We start from the raw sequence: 19,210 nt of genomic DNA, 5'->3' as shown, positions 1-19,210 counted from the left end.
CATGACCGCCCAGGATCTCTACCCCACCCGTGGCGCCGCCGAGGTGATCACACCCCGCCAGGACCCGGTCGTCTGGGGGCCGTCCGCCGGGCTCGAATCGTTCGAGCAGGACGGCTTCCTCGCGATCGAAGATCTGCTCACGGACGACGAAGTATCGCTCTATCGCTCGGAACTTGAGCGATTGATCGCCGACCCTTCCGTACGTGCCGATGAGCGGTCGATCATCGAACCGCAGTCGCAGTCCGTGCGTTCGGTCTTCGAGGTGCACCGGATCAGCGAACTCTTCGGGCGGCTCGTACACGACGAGCGGGTGGTGGGCACGGCCCGCCGGATCCTCGGCTCGGACGTGTACGTCCACCAGTCGCGGATCAACGTGAAGCCGGGCTTCGGCGCCTCGGGCTTCTACTGGCACTCGGACTTCGAGACCTGGCACGCCGAGGACGGCCTGCCGCGGATGCGGGCCGTCTCGGTCTCGATCGCGCTGACCGAGAACCACGACACCAACGGCGGCCTGATGATCATGCCCGGCTCGCACCGGGACTTCCTCGGCTGCGAGGGCGCCACCCCGAAGGACAACTACAAGAAGTCCCTCCAGATGCAGGACGCGGGGACGCCGTCCGAAGAGGCGCTCACCAAGATGGCCGACCGGCACGGCATCCGCCTGTTCACCGGCCGGGCGGGCTCGGCGACCTGGTTCGACTGCAACGCGATGCACGGCTCCGGGGACAACATCACCCCGTACCCGCGCAGCAACGTCTTCATCGTCTTCAACAGCGTGGAGAACGCGGCGCAGGAACCCTTCGCGGCCCCGATCCGCCGACCGGAGTTCATCGGGGCGAGGGACTTCACGCCGGTGCGGTGAAGCGCCTTCCCGGCCGGGGGTCCGGGGGTTGCCCCCGGGAGACACAGCATCGGGGCGAGGGACTTCACGCCGGTGCGGTGAACGTCGGCTCCCGGGGGCCGTGCCCACAGAGATCGTTGGTACGGTCCCCCCATGTCCTTGGTCGATGAATCTTCACGAACTCCCGTCACCGCCGCCGACGTCGAGCACGCCGTGCGCCTTGCAGTGACCACGCTGCGGGCCGGGCTCGCGGCGGACTGGGGCGTGAAGGCCGGAACGCTGGAGTGGGACTGCTGGGAGACCGTCGAGCACCTCTCGGACGATCTCTTCGCCTACGCGGTGCAGCTCGGTCCCGCCCAGCCGCCGCTGGACGGCGAGGTACCGTACCTGTGGGAGGCGAAACGTCCCGGCGGCCCCCGCAACGCGGTGCACGCGGACCGCGCGGCGGGGCCGGCCGGGCTCCTGCAGACCCTGGAGGCGAGCGGCGCCCTGCTCACCGCGATGGTCCGCACCACCTCACCGGAGGTGCGGGCGTACCACGGCTACGGCATCTCGGACCCGGAGGGCTTCGGGGCGATGGGCGTCGTGGAGACCCTGCTGCACACGCATGACGTGGCCGAGGGGCTCGGGCTGGCCTGGGCCCCGCCGGCCGGTCTGTGCGACCGGGTGCTCGCCCGCCTCTTCCGGGACGTGCCGGACGACCCGGACCGCTGGCGGGTGCTGCTCTGGGTCAGCGGCCGGGCGGATCTGCCGGGGCGGGCCCGCCCGGAGAAGTGGCGCTGGTACGGCGAGCCGATCGGCTGACACCCGGCACACGCACGGCGAGCCGCTCAGCCCTGGTGCAGCCACACCCTGAGCGGTCCGGCCGCCGTGAAGCCCGCGCGCAGCGCCGCGGCCAGGTCGTCGCCGCTCTCGTAGCCGACGACGGCGAGGCCCGGCCAGGCGCGGGCGACGGTGTCGAGGCAGCCGGACCAGGCCGTGTCCCGGTCTCCGTCGACCGCGTACAGGTTGGAAATGCCCACGACCTGTCCGCTCCTGCTGGCGACCGCTCCCGCCACCACCTTTCCTTCCCCGTCCCGCTCCGCGAGGAAGGCGTGGGCGGATTCGGCGAGCAGTGCCGGCGGGAAGAGCCCTTCGCTGTCCCCGTCGGACCAGGCCCGCTCCCACTCGGTCAACTCGCCCTCGGCACGCACGAGTTGCCACCCCTCACCGGTGGCTCGCGGAGCCGGGCGCTGGATCCACTGCGCGTCGAAGAGCACCTCGAAGCCGGCGCCGGTCAGGTCGAGCGAGGCGAAGCTGTCCTTCACCGAGGCGCCCGGCACCGCGAGGTCGATACGGCCGACGATGTCGCGGGGCGAGGCCTCGGGGGTGAGCGTCACCGCGTCCGGGTAGTAGAGCGGCGTTCTGCGCGGGCTGGTCCAGGCGTACGGTCCCGGCTCCCCCGCGATGCCGTGCGCGCGGCAGAGCGCGGCACACCACTCGGCGTTGTTGCGGACGGCTTCGCGCACCCGCCCGGTGCTGCTCGTGTCCATGGTCACGGCCCGATACTGCATCGCACGCCCGGGCCGTGACCAGCGGATTTCACGCGTCGAGCGCCGGGTAGTCGGTGTAGCCGCGGTCGTCGCCGCCGAAGAACGTGGAGCGGTCGGGAGTGTTGTAGGGGCCGCCCGCCCTGAGCCGGGCCGGCAGGTCCGGGTTGGCGAGGAAGAGGGCGCCGTAGGAGATGAGGTCGGCGGTGCCGTCCTCGACGAGGGCGAGCGCGTCGGGCCCGGTCGGTCCTTCGGTCGCCGCGTTCAGGATGAACGTACCCGAGAACGACTTGCGCAGCTGAAGGGTGAACTCCCGCTGCTCCGGGCTGCCTTCGAGGAGGTGCAGATAGGCGAGGCCCAGTGGTTCGAGGGCGGCGACGAGCGCGGTGTAGGTCGGCTGCGGCTCGGGCTCGGCGATGTCGTTGTACGGGTTGCCGGGCGAGAGGCGGATGGCGGTGCGCTCGGGGCCGATCTCGGCGACGACGGCCTTGGTGACCTCGACGGCGAAGCGGATGCGGCCTTCGACCGAGCCGCCCCAGCCGTCGGTGCGCACATTGGAGTTGGGCGCGAGGAACTGGTGGATGAGGTAGCCGTTGGCGCCGTGCAGCTCGACCCCGTCGAAGCCCGCCTCGACGGCGTTGCGGGCGGCAAGGACGAACTCGCCGATGGTGACCCGGATCTGGTCCTCGCTCAGCGCCTGCGGGGTGACGAACGGCTTCGGGCCCTCGTGGGTGTAGACCTGCCCCGCGGCGGCCACTGCGGACGGGGCCACGTTGATCAGCCCGTCGGGGAGCAGATCGGGGTGGCCGATCCGGCCCGTGTGCATCAGCTGGGCGAAGATCCGGCCGCCCTTGGCGTGCACGGCGTCGGTGACCTTGCGCCAGGCCGCGATCTGCTCGGCGCTGTGCAGTCCGGGGGTGTCGGGGTAACCCTGGCCGACCACGGAGGGCTGGACGCCCTCGGTGATGACGAGGCCGGCGGAGGCGCGCTGGGCGTAGTACTCGGCCGTCGAGGAGGTCGGCGAGTTCCCCGGGCCGTGGGCGCGGCTGCGGGTCATCGGCGCCAGGGCGATGCGGTTGGCGAGCCGGGTGCCGGCCAGGTCGATCGGGTCGAAAGCAGTGGTCACAACAGCCTCCAAGGAGACGTGCAGAAAATATATGGTCGACCAAGTAATGGCGACGAGAGTCACTGTAACGCATTGATTGGCCGACCAAGGTAATCTTGGCGCATGACCTCCGAAGACCCCGCCTGTACTCAGCACTCCCGCCTGCCGAGCGCCGCCGCCTGCGGGCCGTTCAGCCATGCGGTCTCCCGGGTGGCCCGGCTGCACCGCATCGCCGCGGGCCGCCTACTGCGCACCATCGGGCTCTACCCGGGGCAGGAGTTCCTGATGATGCACCTGTGGGACGCAGGGGCGACCCGGCAGTCCGAGCTGATCAAGCTGCTCGAACTCGACCCGTCGACGGTCACCAAGATGCTCCAGCGCCTGGAGCAGGCGGGCTATGTGCGGCGCAGCCCGGACCCGAAGGACCGGCGGGCCTCACTGGTCGAGTCGACCGAGGACGGCTTCGTACTCCACGAGCGGGTGAAGGCGGCCTGGAGCGACCTGGAGAAGCAGACCCTGACCGGCCTCGACCCGGCCGAACAGGCCGAGCTGGCACGGCTGTTGGGGAAGGTCGAGGCCAATCTGTGCCGAACGGCAGGCGACGAGGCCGACTGCGGGAAGTGAGACGCCCGGGGAGCCTCGGCTCCTCGGGCGCGCCCCGGGTTCAGCGGGCGGGCAGCAGGTCGAGCAGCCGGTCCACGTCCTCGGCCGAGGTGTAGAGGTGGAAGGCCGCACGCAGGTTGCCCGCGCGGTTGGAGAGCTCGATGCCCGCGCGGCTCAGCTCCTCCTGGCGGTGGCCGAGTCCGGGCACCGCGACGATCGCCGAGCCGGGCGCGGCCACCGGCTCGTACCCGAGCGGCGCGAGCCCCGCGCGGAAGCGGTCGGCGAGCGCGGTGTTGTGCGCGCGGATGCGTTCGGTGCCCAGCTCCTCGATGAGCGCGAGGGAATGGCGGGCCCCGGTGTACGAGAAGAGCGCGGGGCTCTCGTCGAACCGCCGCGCGGAGTGGGCGAGTTCCTCGACCGGCCCGTAGCAGCTGTCCCACGGGTGCTCGCCGGCCACCCAGCCCGCGAAGATCGCATCGAGGCCGCCGAGGTCGTCGGGGACGGTGAGGAAGGCGACCCCGCGCGGGGTGGTCAGCCACTTGAAGCCGACGGTCACCGTGAAGTCGTACGCGTCGGCGTCGACGGGGTACCAGCCCGCGCCCTGGGACACGTCGACCAGGGTCCGGGTGCCGTGGGCGCGGGCGGCCTCGCGGATCGCGGCGAGGTCGGCGATGCGGCCGTCGGCGGACTGGACCGCACTGACCGCGACCAGCGCGGTGCCCGGCCGCACCGCCTCGGCGAGGCGCTCCAGCGGGGCGGTGCGCACCTTCAGGCCGCGGCGCATGTGGAACGGGTTCACCACCGAGCTGAACTCGGCCTCCGGGACGAGGACTTCGGATCCTTCGGGCAGGGAGGCGGCGACGAGCCCGGTGTAGACGGCGACCGACGCACCGGCCGCGACGCGCCGCCCGGGCACGCCTGCGAGCCGGGCGTAGCCGGCGCGGGCCGCCTCCACGTCGCCGAACATGTCGGTCGGCGCCCCGGCGGCCGAGGCGGCCACGGCTTCGCCCATGGCCGCCACGGTCCGGGCGGGCAGCAGCCCGACACTTGCGGTGTTGAGGTAGGTGGTCTGCGGTGCGAACTCGCTGCGCGCGAGGGAGTCCAGTTCCATGACTCCACCCTGAATCCCCGCCAACCCCAAGTCAATTGGGCAAAATTGGCTTATACCCATAAGTAGCGCTTATGAAAGGGTGTCAGCGGGGAACCTCGCACCCCTCGGGGCCGCAGGCCTCGGCGTCGCCCTCGACGATCTTCAGGGCCGGGGTGCGCGCCTCCCAGGCCTGCTCCAGAGCCTGGGTGAAGACCTCGACGGGCTGGCCGCCGGAGATCCCGTACTTGCGGTCGAGCACGAAGAACGGGACGGCGTTGGCGCCGAGCTCGGCCGCCTCGCGCTCGTCCGCGCGCACCTCGTCGGCGTAGGCGTTCTCGTCGGCGAGCACGGTACGGACCTCGTCGGCGTCCAGACCGGCCGCGACCGCGATCTCGACCAGGACGTCCGCGTCGAAGACGGAGCGCTCCTCGGCGAAGTTGGCCCGGTAGGCGAGGTCGAGCAGCTCGCTCTGGCGGCCGCGCGCCTTGGCCAGGTGCAGGACGCGGTGGATGTCGAAGGTGTTGCCGTGGTCTCGGCCGTCGGCCAGGTAGCCCAGGCCCTCGGCATGCGCGTTGGACGCGACGTGCGCCTCCATCTCGCGGGCCTCCTCGATGGTGCGGCCGTACTTCTTGGCCAGCATCGGGATCACCGGGCCGATGTCGCCCTTGGCGCGGCCCGGGTCGAGCTCGAAGGAGCGGTGGACCACCTCGATGTCGTCGCGGTGGGCGAACTCCGCCAGGCCCTTCTCGAAGCGGGCCTTGCCGATGTAGCACCACGGGCAGGCGATGTCGCTCCAGATCTCGACGCGCATGTCACTTCTCTCAGTTTGTTGAAGGTCGTACGTTTTACGCCAACGCGCGGGGTGCCCAGCCCATTCCCGAGCGCTTCCGCCCAGGTCAGGCCGCTGGGGCCAGCCTGCTGAAGGTGGCCCGGTAGGCACTCGGGGTGAGGCCGGTGCGCCGTACGAGGTGGCCGCGCAGGGAGTCCGCGCTGCCCAGGCCGCTGGACTCGGCGACCTGGTCCATGGCGAGCGCGGTCGTCTCCAGGAGCTCCTTGGCACGCTCGATGCGCTGGTGAAGGAGCCACTGGAGCGGGCTCACCCCGCTCTCGGCATGGAAGCGCCGGGTCAGGGTGCGCACGCTGACGCCCGCGTGCCGGGCCAGGTCCGTCAGGGTGAGCGGCTTGTCGAGGTTGCGCATCGCCCAGCCCCGGGTGTCCGCGCAGACCGTCCCACGCTCGGCGGGCAGCGGGGTCTGGGTGAACTGGGTCTGCCCGCCCGGCCGCACCGGCGCGACCAGCGCCTGTCGGGCCACCTTGTTGGCGACGGCGGCACCGTAGTCGGTGCGGATGATGTGCAGGCACAGGTCGATCCCGGCCGCATACCCGGACGAGGTCATGACATTGCCGTCCTGGACGTACAGGACGTCGCCCTTCAGGTCGAGCGCCGGGTAGCGCCTGCGCAGTTCCTCGGCGAGTTCCCAGTACGTGGTGGCACTGCGGCCGTCGAGCAGTCCGGCCTCGGCGAGCACGAAGGCGCCGCTGCAGATGGACGCGATGCGCACGCCCTCGGCGGCCGCCTTCGCGACCGCGGCCACGGTGCGCGGGTCGGGCTCGTAGCGCTGCCCGGTCCCGGCGACGAGCACCGTGTCGGCGCCCTCGACCGCGTCCAGCCCCCGGCCCACAGACAGATCGAGCCCGCCGGTGGTGGCGATCGGCCCCGGCTCGGGCGTGCAGACGACCAGCTCGTACCCGGGCTCCCCCGCCACCTCGACCTTGCTGAAGAGCAGCTCGGGGATGGCGAGGTTGAACATCGAGACGGGCGAGGGCGCGATGACGGCGACCCGGTGCAGCGGCATGGCCAGAACCTCCGGACATATGGCATTCAGGCCACTACTGTACGCGGCCGACGCTCGCCAAGCTGGGGGCATGCCAACGAACACCGCACTCCAATCCCCGCCCGCCGACCACCGGTTGACCCCGAAGCCGCCGCGCGGAGCCTCCCCCGCCCTGACCCTCGCCGCCTCCCTGCTGGGCTTCGCGCTGATCACCCTGGACGCGTCCGTGGTGAACGTGGCGCTGCCCGCGATCGGAAGCGACCTCGGCGGCGGCATGTCGGGCCTCCAGTGGGTGGTGGACGCCTACACGCTCGCGTTCGCCGCGCTGATGCTCTCGACCGGGGCCTTCGCCGACCGGATCGGCTCGGCCAAGGCGTACGCGCTGGGCACGGTCGTCTTCACCCTGGCCTCGGCGGCCTGCGGCCTGGCCCCGAACCTGGACGTGCTGATCGGCGCCCGCGTCGTACAGGGCGTGGCAGCGGCAGTGGTCCTCCCCGCCTCCCTCGCCCTCGTACGCCAGGCATACCCGGACCCGGCCCGGCGGGCCAAGGCCGTGGCGCTCTGGGCGGCCGGGGGTTCGGTCGCCGTCGCGCTCGGCCCGGTCGCGGGCGGCGCGCTGACCACGGTGTGGGACTGGCGCGGCATCTTCTTCATCAACCTGCCCCTCGGCCTCGCCGCCCTCGCTCTGACCGCCCGCGCACCGCGCACCGAGCGCCGCCCCGCGCCGCTCGACCTGCCCGGCCAGCTGGCGGCGGCGATCGCGCTGGCCGCACTCGCCTTCGCGGTGATCGAGCAGGGCACGGTACGGATCGTGGCGGGCGCCCTCGCGCTGGCCGCCGGGGTGACGTTCTGGCTGATCGAGCGCCACGTCGCACACCCGGTGGTGCCGCTCGGCCTGTTCCGCAGCCGGACGGTGGTCGTCGCCATCGGCGCGGGCGCGGCGGCCAGCGTCGCGTTCTACGGGGTGATCTTCGTCTTCAGCCTGTACTTCCAGCGGGTGCGGGGGGAATCCGCCCTGACGGCCGGACTGATGTTCCTGCCGATGACGGCGCTGATCCCGGTGGTGAACGTGCTGTCGGGCAAACTGTCGACCCGTTTCGGTCCGCGCGTCCCGATGCTGATCGGCCAACTCCTGGCCCTGGCAGGCCTGTTGATCCTGTTGTCGGCCGACGAGCACACCCCCACGCTGCTCGCCGCGTTCCTGATGGTCCCGCTCGCGCTGGGCTGCGGCATCTCGGTGCCCGCGCTGACCGCCGCGATGATGGAGGCGCTGCCGCAGGAGCGGGCAGGGCTTGCGGCGGGCGTCCTCAACGCGGGCCGACAGGTCGCGGGGGCGCTGAGCATCGCGGTGTTCGGAACGCTGGTGGCGGGTGGGGGCGGGTTTGCGCCGGGGCTGCGTACGAGTCTGCTGGTCGCGGCGGGATTGTTCGCGGTGTCGGCGCTGGCGACGCTGAGGCTGCGGCCGTCGGCGGGGTAGCTTTCCCCCACCCCGCCCCTTCCCGCTGTGACACTCTGCGGCTCCGCCGCGTGGCCTCCGGGGGTGAAGGCCCCTGGGGCTCGGCCCCAGACCCCGTTCGCGCCTTAAGGGCGCTCGTCCTCAAATCCCCCAAGGCCTTAAGGGCCAGGGGGTCCCCTGGCCCTTAAGGCCTTGGGGGAGAAGCCGAGAACTTGGGGGAGCGACCAGCCACGCACAACCCGCAGAGGACGCCGTCGTCGTACGCCCAGGGCGCCTCGGGCCCGAACGGCTCCAGCGGGAAGGGCAGTTCGGGCAGGCGCAGCGTCATCCGAAGGTGCCGTTCACGCGGCGGGGCAGCCCCAGCGGGTTGTCGTCGCGCAGCTCCGGCGGCAGCAGGGCCTGGGGGGTGCTCTGGTACGTGACCGGGCGCAGCCAGCGTTCCACGGCGGTGGCGCCGACCGAGGTGGAGGTGGAGGTGGTCGCCGGGTAGGGGCCGCCGTGGTGCTGGGCGGGGGCGACCGCGACCCCGGTGGGCCAGCCGTCCACAAGGACACGGCCCGCCAATTCGGTCAGTTCCGCGAGGAGTTGAGATCCAGATCCTTCGCCCGCCGCCTCCGCGGAGGACAGTTGGAGCGTCGCGGTCAGGTTGCCCGGCAGGCGCGAGAGCACCGCGCCGATCTCGGACTCGTCCGCGTACCGGGCGACGACGGTGACCGGGCCGAAGCACTCCTCCAGGAGCAGGTCGTGCTCGCCCTCCGTGGCCAGCAGGGCCGCCGGTACGGTCAGGAAGCCCCCGCTCACCGTGTGCTCGCCGCCCGCGCCGGGCGTGACCGGGGCCTCGACGCCGGGCAGCGCGGCCCGCTCGGCGACCCCGGCGACGAACGCGTCCCGCATCCGGTGGTCGAGCATGACCCCGGCGTCGGTGTCGCTGACCGCCGCCGTGAGGGCCTTGAGCAGGGCGTCCCCCGCCTCTCCCTCGGGGGCGAGCACGAAGCCCGGCTTGGTGCAGAACTGGCCGACCCCCATGGTCATCGAGGCGCCGAGCCCGGCTCCGATCTGCGCGCCGCGCTCCTCGGCGGCGGCGGCCGTCACCACGACGGGGTTGAGCGAGCCGAGCTCGCCGTGGAAGGGGATCGGCACGGGCCGCGCGGCCGCCGCGTCGAACAGCGCCCGCCCGCCGCGCACCGACCCGGTGAACCCGGCGGCCGACACCAGCGAATGACGTACGAGCTCGACGCCCGCGGTGAAGCCGTGCACCAGGGCCACGACGTCCTCGGGGAGGCCCGCCTGGACGGCCGCGCGGCGCAGGAGCGAGACGCAGAGCTCCGAGGTCGCCGGGTGGTCGGGGTGCGCCTTGACCACGACCGGGCAGCCGGCCGCGAGGGCACTCGCGGTGTCGCCGCCGGGCACGGAGAAGGCGAGCGGGAAGTTGGAGGCCGAGTAGACGGCGACGACACCGAGCGGGATCTTGACGCGCCTGAGGTCCGGCCACGGCGGGGTGCGGGACGGGTCGGCGTGGTCGATGCGTATGTCGAGGAAGGAGCCGTCCTCGACGGCCTCGGCGAACGCCCTCAACTGGGCGGTGGTCCGGGCCAGTTCACCCTTGAGTCGGACCGGTCCGAGCGCCGTCTCGGCGTCGGCGGCCTCGACCACGTGCTCGGCCGAGGCGTCCAGGAGGTCGGCCGCGGTCCGCAGGAACACGGCGCGGACGCTCAGGCCGGCCAGGGCCCCGCGGGCGGCGTGGGCGGCCCGGACGGCCTGGTCGACCTCTTGGGGCGTGGCTTCGACCGCCACCTCTTCACGCGGCTTCCCCGTTCGGGGGTCGACACTCCAGACTGGTGCTGCTGCGCTCACCGCGTTGTCCTTCCACTGCCGGTCCACTCCTGCCACCCACCAGGACTTGTTCGGTATTCTGAACAGAGTTCCCGATGCTGAATATGCTGGGACTCTATTAACGGGCGTTCCGCCTTGGCAAGAAGCCTGGGCGAGAAGGAGCGGGGTGCTGGATGTCGGCTGCCGATTCAGGTGGAGCACAGGTCAAGTCCGCGGTGCGGACCGTCGAGTTGCTCGAGTATTTCGCAGGGCGGCCCGGAATGCACTCCCTCGCCGCGGTCCAGGAGGCCGTGGGCTACCCGAAGTCCAGTTTGTACATGCTTCTGCGCACGCTGGTCGAGCTCGGCTGGGTGGAGACCGACGCGACGGGCACCCGGTACGGCATCGGCGTGCGGGCCCTGCTGGTCGGCACCTCGTACATCGACGGCGACGAGGTGGTGGCCGCGGCCCGCCCCACCCTGGACCGGCTCTCGGACGACACCACCGAGACGATCCACCTCGCCCGCCTCGACGGCACGAACGTGGTCTATCTCGCCACCCGCCAGTCCCAGCACTATCTGCGCCCGTTCACCCGGGTCGGCCGCCGCCTGCCGGCCCACTCGACCTCGCTCGGCAAGGCGCTGCTCGCCACCCACAGCGACGAGCAGGTGCGCAAGCTGCTGCCGGAGACCCTCCAGCAGCTCACCGAGCACACCATCACCGACCGCGAGAAGCTCATCGAGGAGCTGCACCTCATCCGCGAGCAGGGCTACGCCGTGGACCGCGAGGAGAACACCCTTGGCCTGCGCTGCTTCGGCGTCGCGATCCCCTACCGCACCCCGGCCCGCGACGCGATCAGCTGCTCGGTGCCGGTGGCCCGGCTCACCCCGGCCCACGAACAGATGGTGAAGGACGCCCTGTTCGACGCCCGGGACCGCCTGACGCTGGCGACCCGCCGCCTCTGACGGGTCCCCCCTCGCCTCCCCCGCGCGGCGGAGGCGGATCATCGGGGCGCAGGACGCGGCGGGGCGGGGCCGCGCGGGAGCGTGAGGACATGACCACCGTCGCCCTGACCCGCCCCGCGCTCCGCCCCGCCCTGCGGGCCGTGGCCATCGCCGCCTGCCTGCCCTACCTCGCCCTCAAGATCGCCTGGATCTCGGGCAGCCGTCTCGGCATCCCCGAGCACAGCATCCTCCTTGAGCACCGCGCCTTCATGGCACTGGCCAACAGCGGCACCGTGCTCATGGACGCCTGCGTGATCGTGCTCGCGCTGCTCCTGACCCAGCCGTGGGGGCTGCGGGTGAAGGCCTGGCTGCTCGCGCTGCCGATGTGGATCGCCACCGGCCTGCTCGCGCCGATCATGGCCGGATTCCCCCTCCAGCTCCTGGTGCGCGCGCTCGGCGGCACCGTGGACAAGCCCGCCGACACCGGCAGCACCCCGTTCCTCGACGACTGGGTCTTCGGCGTCGTCTACACCGGTTTCATCATCCAGGGCCTCACCCTCGGCACCCTGTTCGCGCTGTACGCCCGCGACCGCTGGGGCCACCTGTGGCGTGGCCGTCTCGGCGGGCTTCCGCGGGACGCCGTACGGCCCGTGACTCGGACGGCCGCCGTCGCCGTGGCGGTCCTTTCGCTGCTGCCGGCCGGTATGCACCTGCTGTGGTCGACAGGTGCGGCGGCGGGCCTCAGCTCGTCCCTGGCCGAGGGGCGAACCTCCGACCAGTACGTCGTGGAGGCGGTGTTCGGGGCGTTCGCCCTGCTGGGCGCGGCGGGGGTGCTGATGGCCGCCTTCGGGCTCGGCCGGTCGCTTCCGCTCCGGGTGCCGCTGGCCCTGGCATGGCTGGGCTCGGGCGCCACCGCCTGCTGGGGCGGCTGGCTCTGGCTCTCCGCGCTCACGGTCACGGACGGCACGGCGGACAGCCCCACCGCGACGATGCACCTGACCTACGCTGTGCAGATGATCGCCGGGATACTTGCCGCCACCATCGGCGCCCACTTCTTCGCTGGACGCTCCAGCCGCCTCGGCCGTACACCGTAATGCGCGCGCTGTTCGGGATACGGGCCCGCCACCGCTGGGTCCATCTGGTCATCGGCGGAGCCCTGTTGATGCCGTACTTCCTGGTGGGCTCGGTCATCGTCGGCTCATCCGCGCCCGGGGTCAGCTCCTTCGACTCGTTCCCGCGGGCGCTCGTCACCTTCGCCGTCGCGCTGCCGTTCGCGGCCGTCACCGGCCTGGTGCCGATCGCCCGGCCGCTGCTCGTGTTCGGCACGCGGGCGCTGTCCGGGGTGGATCCGGCGGCGCTCGCCGACGGCCCCGCACGCTCCCGGGACGCCCGCCTGCGCACCTCCGCCTGGTACACGCTGTATGTCGCGCTCGGCGGGATCCTGAGCGGGATGAGCCTGGCGCTGCCTCCGTTCACGGTGTTCCTGATCGCGCTGCCCGTCTTCCCCGGCCTGCGCCACACCGTGTACAGCACCTCCGGCCCGCTCGCCAGCGGCTGGGGCATCGCATGCGCCCCGGTCGCCGGGATCGCGATGCTGCTTGCCCTTGCGGCCTGTTCGGCGGCGGCCGGGGCGCTGCTCGCCCGGCTCGCGCCGGTCCTGCTCGGCCCGTCGCCCGCCGACCGCCTGGCCGCCGCCGAGCAGCGCGCGGCGGAGCTGGCCGTACGCAACCGGCTCGCGCGCGAGCTGCACGACTCGGTGGGCCACGCCCTGAGCGCGGTGACGCTCCAGGCGAGCGCGGCTCGCCGCGTCCTGGACTCGGACCCCGAGTTCGTCCGCGAGGCGCTCGCCGCGATCGAGGAGACCACCCGGCGCACGGTCGACGAACTCGACTCCGTCCTCGGCCTGTTGCGCCAGGACGACGGCGACCTCGCGACGCCGGACCTCGCCGCGCTGGAGGGCCTGCTGTCCCGCACGGGCCTGAAGGTGGCCTACTCCCTGAAGGGCGATCCGGCCTCGGTGCCCGAGCTGGTCTCCCGGGAGGCGTACCGGATCGTCCAGGAGGGCCTGAGCAACGCCCTTCGCCATGGCGGGAGTTCACCCGTTACCCTTCAAGTCGCCCTGGAGGGCGGAGAGTTGGACCTTGTGATGGAGAACCCCCTGTCCGGGGCCGCGCCGGTGGTGCGGCCGGGCGGCGGACGCGGTCTGCGCGGCATCGCCGAGCGGGCCGTGCTGCTCGGCGGGCACGCCTCGGCGGGCCCGGACGGTGACGTCTGGCGGCTCAGCGCCCGCCTGCCGCTCGGCGGTGCGCGATGAGCGGCGCGATCCGGGTGGTGGTCGCCGACGACGAGCGGATGGTGCGCACGGCGCTGCGGGTGATCCTCGACGCCGAGCCCGGCCTGGAGGTCGTCGGCGAGGCCACCACGGGCGCCGAGGCCGTCTCGGTCGTCCGCGACAGGCTTCCCGACGTCGTCCTGATGGACGTCCGGATGCCCGAGGTCGACGGCATCCGCGCCACCGAACAGATCCTGGCCACGCTGGCCGCGCCGCCGAGGATCGTGGTGGTCACGACCTTCGAGAACGACAGTTACGTGTACGACGCGCTGCGCGCCGGCGCCTCCGGGTTCCTCCTGAAGCGGGCCGCTGCCGAGGAGCTGATCCAGGCGGTCCGCCTCGTCGCGCGCAGCGACTCGCTCCTGTTCCCCGCGAAGGTCCGCGAGCTGGCCGCCCGGCACTCGTCCGCCCGCCCCGCGGCCCCCTGGACGGCCCGGCTGACCGAGCGCGAGGCGGAGGTGCTCCGCCTGATGACGACGGGCCTCACCAATGCGGAGATCGCCGGGCGGATGGGCGTGGGACCTGCCACCGTGAAGACCCATGTCGCCTCGGTCCTGGCCAAGACGGGCACCCGCGACCGCACCCAGGCGGTGATCGCCGCGTACGAGTCGGGCTTCGTACGGCCCCGATGAAGGTTTCCTGAGAAACCGGGACAACAGGAACTCCGCGCTCCGGCCCGTCCGTCTTGCGTACGGGATGAACAAGACAATCAGGCGCGCCTCGGTCTTCTGTCTGCTGATGGTGCTCGCCCTCCTCGGACGAGCCACCTATGTGCAGTTCTACGAAGGCCAGGCCCTCGCGGACGACAAGCTGAACCGGCGGAACACCATCGCGGAGTACTCGCAGCCGCTCGGGGACATCATCGTGGCCGGCTCGCCGGTCACCGGCTCGGAAAGGACCAAGAGCGGCGACCTCGCCTACCGGCGCAGCTACAAGGACGGGCCGATGTACGTGCCGGTCACGGGCTTCGCCTCGCAGGTGTACGGATCGACCCAGCTGGAGGGGATCTACTCCAAGGTCCTCGACGGCAGCGACCCGCGCATGCAGAACCCCTTCGACGCGCTCACCCGGCAGCGCGCGCCCGGCGGCGACGTCCTGACGACCATCGACCCGGCGGTGCAGAAGGCCGGGTTCCAGGCGCTGGGCAACAAGGAGGGCGCGGCCGTCGCGATGGACCCGAAGACCGGCCGCATCCTCGGCATGGTCTCCACCCCGTCGTACGACCCGTCGAAGATCGCGGGGTCCTCCTCCGCCGACGGCGACGTGTGGAAGCAGCTGTCCGAGGACAAGAGCCAGCCGATGCTCAACCGGGCGCTGCGCCAGCCGCTGGCGCCGGGCTCCACGTTCAAGCTGGTGGTGGCGTCGGCGGCGCTGGAGAACGGCCTCTACTCCTCGATCGACGAGAAGACGACGAGCCCCAACCCGTACCGGATGCCGGGCACGACGACGGATCTGCGCAACGAGTCGGCGTCCGCGCCCTGCGAGAACGCCTCGATCCGTACCGCGCTCGAATACTCCTGCAACAACGTCTTCGGCAAGATGGCCGTGGACCTGGGCCAGGACAAGGTGCGGGCGATGGCCGAGAAGTTCGGCTTCAACGACACGAAGCTGGACGTGCCCGTACGCGCCGAGGCGAGTGTGTACCCGAAGAACATGAACGCGTCGTCGACGGCGTTGTCCGGCATCGGCCAGTTCGATGTGACGGCGACGCCGATGCAGATGGCGATGGTGTCGGCCGCCATAGCCAACGACGGTGTGATGTCGTCGCCGCACATGGTGTCCAAGGTGACGGACTCCAAGGGAAGCACCCTCCAGTCGTACCCGGACTCGGACGGCAAGCGCATCATGTCGTCGAAGACGGCCCAGCAGATGTACAGCGCGATGGTGTCGGTGGTCACCGACGGCACCGGGTCCAACGCGAAGATCGACGGTATGGAGGTCGGCGCCAAGACGGGCACCGCCCAGCACGGAGTGGACAACTCCAAGAAGCCGTACGCCTGGTTCACGTCGTTCGCCAAGGACGCGAAGACCGGCAAGGAGGTCGCGGTGGCCGTGGTCATCCAGGACTCGGACGCCGAGCGCTCGGAGGTCAGCGGCAACGGCCTGGCGGGCCCGGTGGCCCAGGCGATGATGAAGGCCGCACTGGCCTCGCAGTGAGGCCCGGTCCGGGGCGCACGCGGACGGACGAGCGCCCCGGACCGGAGTGTTACGCGTTCCGGATTACCGGCTACGGCAGGAAGTACATCGGGTTCGGGATCTTGTACGTGTTGTCGGCGTAGCCGCCCGAGAGGTCGGTGTACTGGTCGCCGAGGTTGGCCACGATGTTGTAGCCGAGCGACTCGATGTGCTTGCGGGTGCCGGCCTTGTAGTCGACGGTCGAGCAGGTCCAGGTGGGCTTTCCGCAGCTCAGGTAGGCCGGCGGGTTGGCCTTGTCCTTGAGGAAGAAGTGCGCGGCGTCGACCGGCACGTTGTAGCCGGCCTTGGTGAGGTTGGCGGCACTGGCGTTGCGCTGGGAGGCGTCGCGCCCGGTGAGGAAGAAGACGGTGACGCCGCTCTTGGCCGCGTAGTTGACCAGGTCCGGCATGCCGAACACGGCGATCGACTGCGCGCTCTGCACATAGGCGTCGAAGGCGGCGGCGCTGTAGGCGAAGCCGTTCTTCTTCTCGTAGTCGTACGTCAGCAGCGTCGTGTCGTCGACATCGAGCACGATGGCGGGCTTGCGGCCGTCCCGCCCGGGGTGCTCGGCGGCGTGCTTGATCTGCCGCTTGGCACGGGCCTCGATGTCGGCAACCTGCTTGGCGTAGTTGCTCTTGGGCGACGCCTGGAACTTCCCGGAGGCGTCGGCGGTACCGCCGTAGTACGCGTTGATCTTGTCTTCGACCTTGGTGATGTTCGGGATCTCGCGATCCGACTTCGGCGCGGCGTTGTCGGCGGAGGCCGCGCCGACGCCGTAGAAGGCGACGCCGGTGACGGCGAACGCGGCGGCGGTGGCTGCGGCTTTGGTGAGAGTGCGCATGGGGATTGTCTACGCGCATCACATGGCGTCCCGCCAGGGGAAATGCGGAAATCTTTGCCGCACTGTGTCCTACCGGGGGTAGGGCCGCGGGGCGGGTGCCGCCCCGACTGAATGCGCCGGGGCCCCGCCCCAGACCCCGGTGGGCCGCACCCCGCCCGTTCCCGCTGTGACACTCTGCGGCTCCGCGGCGTGGCCTCCGGGGGTGTCCGTCGGGCTGCGGCCCGGTGGTCGGCTCCTGGGGCTCCGCCCCAGACCCCGGGAGGCCCCGCCCCGCCCCTTCCCGAGACCCTCCGGAGGTATGTCGGTGGTTCGGGTGCGGGTTGTGTGTGGCTGGTCGCGCAGTTCCCCGCGCCCCTAGCTGGGTTGACCCTGGCCCGCACCGGCATCTTCAGCCTGTCCGGCGTTTGAGGACGAGCGCCCTTTAGGCGCGAACGGGGTCTGGGGCGGAGCCCCAGGAAACCGGCTTCACCCTTCCAACCCCCGGAGGGTCTCGGGAAGGGGCGGGGTGGGGGGATCTCGCCGCAGGCGCCTACCCCAGCACCCCCGCCTTCCGCACCGCCTCAAGGTCCGCCCCCGACGCCAACCCCGCATGGTAGAGGCGGAGTTCGGTCGCGCCGAGCGCCGCCGCCCGAGCCGCGTCCTCCGCCAGCGCCTCTGGGCGGCCCCCCATCCCCGACACCACCGTGAGGTTCGCCGCGAGCACCCCCGAAGAGCCCTGCGCGGCAAACGGCGCGAGAAGGTCCGGCCCGCCCGCGCAGGGCACCACCACCCCGTCGGCCACGCCGAGAACGTGCCCGGGGTCGACCCCCGCGTTGGCCCCGCACCGCTCCGGCCGCGGATCCGCGTGCAGCAGCACCTGGAACCCCGGCCCGCCCCGCTCCCGTACCGCCGCGACGGCCGCCTCCTGCAGCTCCCGTGCAACGCGCGTACGGAACTCCAGCGTGCCCGCGAGTAGTTCGGCGCCGGATGCCCCCACCGGCCCGCCCCGCCACACCGGCTCCAGCGCCTCCCGTGCCCGGACCCTCAACTCACCGGCATCCAGGCCGACTTCGCCGTACCCCCGCTCGCACGACGCGCAGAAGCAGAGCGACATCAGATACTCCGCGATGTCGTCCAGCGCCACGCCCGCGATCTTGTCGTGAGCGTGCAGATGCGGGAGGCCGTACCAGCCGCAGGATTCGAGCTCTGTGCCGCCGGCCCCGGGGCGCGCCGCCGCCTCCGCCGCCAGGGCGACGAGATAGGCGCGGACTCCGGGCTGGGCGATGCAGGGAGCCCAGGGGTAGCGGTCGCCGTACGCGTTGACCACCGACGTCTCGGGGTGCTCCGCGCCCAGCCGGGAGTTGTGCGCGAGCACCACCCAGGAGTGGACGTCGAGACCGGCCGCCGCCAACGACGCGGCGGCTTCGCCGTACGCGTCGCCCGGCGCCCAGGAGCCGGCCGCGTACGGCATCAACTCCCGCCCCCGCCAGTACAGTTCGTCCGGCGGGTACAGCACCGCCGCATGCTCGGCCGTGACGATGCGATGCCGCGGGTGGCGCGGGGTCAGGGCGCGGGTCGAGTGGTAGGCGGAGGCCAGCGTCACCTGGCGTAGGCCGAGGTCCGCGATACGGGCGGGGGCGTCCGGGTCACCGAGGACGTCCCACGGATAGAGGAACGCGGACGCCTTCACGCGGACGCCCCGGACGCACCGGCCCCGCCCTCCCCCGGAGCCAGCAGCCCCCGTCCCCGCTCGATCAGCGCGGCCAGCTGCTTGACGTGGTCCGCGTCCGGCTCGCTCAGCGGGGGCCGGACCTCGCCCACCTCCAGGCCGCTCAGCCGCACCCCAGCCTTGACCAGCGACACGGCGTACCCGCGCCCCTGGTTGCGCAGTTCGACGAGCGGCACGAAGAAGCCGTCCAGGAGGCGGTTGGCCAGGGCGTCGTCGCCGGATTCGAGGGCCCGGCAGAAGGCCAGCGCGATGTCGGGGGCGAAGCAGAACACGGCGGAGGAGTACAGGGTGATGCCGATGCCGCGGTAGGCGAGGCAGGTCAGTTCGGCGGTGGGCAGGCCGTTGAAGTACAGCGGGTCCAGGCCCGCCGAGCGTACGGCGCTCACGATCCGCTGCATCAGGTCGAGGTCGCCCAGGCCGTCCTTGAAGCCGATGATGCCGTCGACGCGGGCCAGCGCCACGGCCGTTTCGGGGGTGAGGACCGCGTTGTCGCGCTGGTAGACGATGACGTCCAGGGAGGTCGCCGCGGCCAGTTCGGTGTAGTGGCGCAGCAGGCCCGCCTGGTCGGCGACGACGAGGTAGGGCGGCATCGCGAGCAGCCCGTCGGCGCCGGCCTCCTCGGCGAGGCGGGCGTACTCGACGGCGAGGGCCGTGCCGTATCCGGTGCCCGCGACCACCGGGACGCGGCCCGCGCTCTCCTCGACGGCCGCGGCGACGCAGGCCCGGAACTCCCGCGGGGTCAGGGCGTGGAACTCCCCCGTGCCGCAGCAGGCGAAGACGGCGGCGGCACCCGCCTCGATCCCGTTGCGCACGTGCACGCGGAAGATGTCGAGGTCGAGGCCGCCGTCGGGCCCGTACGCGGTCACGGGGAAGAACAGCGGTCCGCTGACGTGAGTGAGGCGGGCGGCGAGCGGGGCTGAGGTCACGGGCTGCTCCCTG

The 19,210-nt window shown here is 72.0% G+C and carries 18 protein-coding genes; 9 read left to right on the top strand and 9 right to left on the bottom strand.

Going from position 1 to position 19,210, the window contains the following annotated elements; translation table 11 throughout:
* The first annotated feature begins 1 nt into the window (after position 1).
* A complete protein-coding gene (gene thpD / locus ACSHXC_RS29670) occupies positions 2-862 on the top strand; it encodes an ectoine hydroxylase (protein ID WP_438294502.1) in 861 nt (286 codons plus the stop codon).
* Positions 863-994: 132 nt separating this feature from the next.
* Positions 995-1,645 carry a hypothetical protein gene (locus tag ACSHXC_RS29665; RefSeq protein WP_438294501.1) on the top strand — a complete coding sequence of 217 codons (651 nt, stop codon included), beginning with the start codon at positions 995-997 and terminating at the stop codon, positions 1,643-1,645.
* 26 nt (positions 1,646-1,671) lie between these two features.
* On the opposite strand, the gene ACSHXC_RS29660 is transcribed toward ACSHXC_RS29665, so the two are convergent.
* Together ACSHXC_RS29660 and ACSHXC_RS29655 are read right to left on the bottom strand one after the other, a co-directional pair.
* The gene (locus ACSHXC_RS29660) at positions 1,672-2,373 is read right to left on the bottom strand and encodes a hypothetical protein (RefSeq protein ID WP_438296894.1); all 702 of its coding nucleotides are present in this window, start codon (positions 2,371-2,373) and stop codon (positions 1,672-1,674) included.
* Between the two features lie 49 nt (positions 2,374-2,422).
* Entirely contained in the window at positions 2,423-3,496 is a 1,074-nt protein-coding gene (locus ACSHXC_RS29655) for an alkene reductase (protein ID WP_438294500.1), read from the bottom strand.
* Positions 3,497-3,598: 102 nt separating this feature from the next.
* On the opposite strand from ACSHXC_RS29655, the gene ACSHXC_RS29650 reads away from it, so the two are divergent.
* The gene (locus tag ACSHXC_RS29650) at positions 3,599-4,099 is read left to right on the top strand and encodes a MarR family winged helix-turn-helix transcriptional regulator (RefSeq protein WP_438294499.1); all 501 of its coding nucleotides are present in this window, start codon (positions 3,599-3,601) and stop codon (positions 4,097-4,099) included.
* A 40-nt stretch (positions 4,100-4,139) separates the two neighbouring features.
* Here ACSHXC_RS29650 and ACSHXC_RS29645 read toward each other — a convergent pair whose 3' ends face one another.
* The 3 genes from ACSHXC_RS29645 to ACSHXC_RS29635 form a co-directional block, all read right to left on the bottom strand.
* Complete coding sequence (locus ACSHXC_RS29645) at positions 4,140-5,189, bottom strand: aminotransferase class V-fold PLP-dependent enzyme (protein ID WP_438294498.1); 1,050 nt, start codon at positions 5,187-5,189, stop codon at positions 4,140-4,142.
* Between the two features lie 82 nt (positions 5,190-5,271).
* A complete protein-coding gene (locus ACSHXC_RS29640) occupies positions 5,272-5,979 on the bottom strand; it encodes a DsbA family oxidoreductase (RefSeq protein ID WP_438294497.1) in 708 nt (235 codons plus the stop codon).
* Between the two features lie 85 nt (positions 5,980-6,064).
* Positions 6,065-7,024 (bottom strand): GlxA family transcriptional regulator, encoded by a 960-nt coding sequence (locus ACSHXC_RS29635; RefSeq protein ID WP_438294496.1) that lies wholly within the window; start codon positions 7,022-7,024, stop codon positions 6,065-6,067.
* Between the two features lie 70 nt (positions 7,025-7,094).
* On the opposite strand from ACSHXC_RS29635, the gene ACSHXC_RS29630 reads away from it, so the two are divergent.
* Positions 7,095-8,480, top strand: coding sequence for an MFS transporter (locus tag ACSHXC_RS29630; protein ID WP_438294495.1), 1,386 nt, complete (start codon positions 7,095-7,097; stop codon positions 8,478-8,480).
* A gap of 303 nt (positions 8,481-8,783) precedes the next feature.
* Here ACSHXC_RS29630 and ACSHXC_RS29625 read toward each other — a convergent pair whose 3' ends face one another.
* Positions 8,784-10,313: an aldehyde dehydrogenase (NADP(+)) gene (locus ACSHXC_RS29625; RefSeq protein ID WP_438294494.1), complete on the bottom strand. Its 1,530-nt coding sequence runs from the start codon at positions 10,311-10,313 to the stop codon at positions 8,784-8,786.
* 152 nt (positions 10,314-10,465) lie between these two features.
* Here ACSHXC_RS29625 and ACSHXC_RS29620 point away from each other — a divergent pair, with 152 nt between their 5' ends.
* The 5 genes from ACSHXC_RS29620 to ACSHXC_RS29600 all read left to right on the top strand — a co-directional run bounded on the left by ACSHXC_RS29620 (position 10,466) and on the right by ACSHXC_RS29600 (position 15,704).
* Entirely contained in the window at positions 10,466-11,236 is a 771-nt protein-coding gene (locus ACSHXC_RS29620) for an IclR family transcriptional regulator (RefSeq protein WP_053729383.1), read from the top strand.
* 89 nt (positions 11,237-11,325) lie between these two features.
* Positions 11,326-12,309: a hypothetical protein gene (locus ACSHXC_RS29615; protein WP_438294493.1), complete on the top strand. Its 984-nt coding sequence runs from the start codon at positions 11,326-11,328 to the stop codon at positions 12,307-12,309.
* Positions 12,309-13,529, top strand: coding sequence for a sensor histidine kinase (locus ACSHXC_RS29610; protein ID WP_438294492.1), 1,221 nt, complete (start codon positions 12,309-12,311; stop codon positions 13,527-13,529). Before ACSHXC_RS29615 ends, ACSHXC_RS29610 begins: the two co-directional genes overlap by 1 nt.
* Positions 13,526-14,179, top strand: coding sequence for a response regulator (locus ACSHXC_RS29605; RefSeq protein ID WP_438294491.1), 654 nt, complete (start codon positions 13,526-13,528; stop codon positions 14,177-14,179). The genes ACSHXC_RS29610 and ACSHXC_RS29605 overlap by 4 nt, the downstream gene beginning before the upstream one ends.
* A 64-nt stretch (positions 14,180-14,243) precedes the next feature.
* Positions 14,244-15,704 carry a peptidoglycan D,D-transpeptidase FtsI family protein gene (locus ACSHXC_RS29600; protein WP_438294490.1) on the top strand — a complete coding sequence of 487 codons (1,461 nt, stop codon included), beginning with the start codon at positions 14,244-14,246 and terminating at the stop codon, positions 15,702-15,704.
* Between the two features lie 70 nt (positions 15,705-15,774).
* Here the strand turns inward: ACSHXC_RS29600 and ACSHXC_RS29595 are convergent, their stop codons facing one another.
* From ACSHXC_RS29595 to ACSHXC_RS29585, 3 genes are all read right to left on the bottom strand, one after another.
* Positions 15,775-16,563: an HAD family acid phosphatase gene (locus tag ACSHXC_RS29595; RefSeq protein ID WP_438294489.1), complete on the bottom strand. Its 789-nt coding sequence runs from the start codon at positions 16,561-16,563 to the stop codon at positions 15,775-15,777.
* A gap of 529 nt (positions 16,564-17,092) precedes the next feature.
* Positions 17,093-18,232, bottom strand: coding sequence for a hypothetical protein (locus tag ACSHXC_RS29590; RefSeq protein WP_438294488.1), 1,140 nt, complete (start codon positions 18,230-18,232; stop codon positions 17,093-17,095).
* Positions 18,229-19,197, bottom strand: a complete 969-nt coding sequence (locus ACSHXC_RS29585; protein WP_438294487.1) for a 5-dehydro-4-deoxyglucarate dehydratase — start codon at positions 19,195-19,197, stop codon at positions 18,229-18,231. Before ACSHXC_RS29585 ends, ACSHXC_RS29590 begins: the two co-directional genes overlap by 4 nt.
* Between the last annotated feature and the right edge of the window lie 13 nt (positions 19,198-19,210).

The organism is Streptomyces sp. HUAS TT7 (genome assembly GCF_051550175.1).
Classification (GTDB): Bacteria; Actinomycetota; Actinomycetes; order Streptomycetales; family Streptomycetaceae; genus Streptomyces.
This window is presented reverse-complemented; position numbering and strand designations above follow the sequence as displayed.